This is a genomic window from Mordavella massiliensis, assembly GCF_016901695.1.
GTDB lineage: Bacteria > Bacillota > Clostridia > Lachnospirales > Lachnospiraceae > Claveliimonas > Claveliimonas massiliensis_A.
Map to the genome: position 1 here is coordinate 1 of NZ_JACJKS010000080.1, position 373 is coordinate 373.

Below are 373 nucleotides of genomic sequence, written 5' to 3' on the forward strand. Positions count from 1 at the left end.
GTACATTGCGGATAACCAGTCTCCTGCTTATCCAATGGAGAATACGAGATTCGAACTCGTGACCTCCTGCTTGCAAGGCAGGCGCTCTCCCAACTGAGCTAATCCCCCGTTCGGGTATGCTGTTTATTCTCTCTCTGGAACTCACGGCTTCACTCAACTAAATTCAGTCTTCGCTTTCAGCTCGTCTTCATTAAGTTTCGTGAAGTACGTTCTCACTAAACTCGAGCAGCACCTTCGGTGATGCTCTCGTTAAGTGTTCACAGCATGGGCTTAAGTGGACTCGAACCACCGACCTCACGCTTATCAGGCGTGCGCTCTAACCGGCTGAGCTATAAGCCCGTCTCAAAAGGGGCTTTACGCCACTTTCTGCGTC

Annotated in this window: 2 tRNA genes; both read right to left on the bottom strand. The window is 50.7% G+C overall.

From position 1 onward, the window contains the following. Window positions 1-35: 35 nt before the first annotated feature. A tRNA-Ala gene (locus tag H6A20_RS13195) sits at window positions 36-108 on the bottom strand. A 157-nt stretch (window positions 109-265) separates the two neighbouring features. Further along, a tRNA-Ile gene (locus tag H6A20_RS13200) sits at window positions 266-339 on the bottom strand. Between the last annotated feature and the right edge of the window lie 34 nt (window positions 340-373).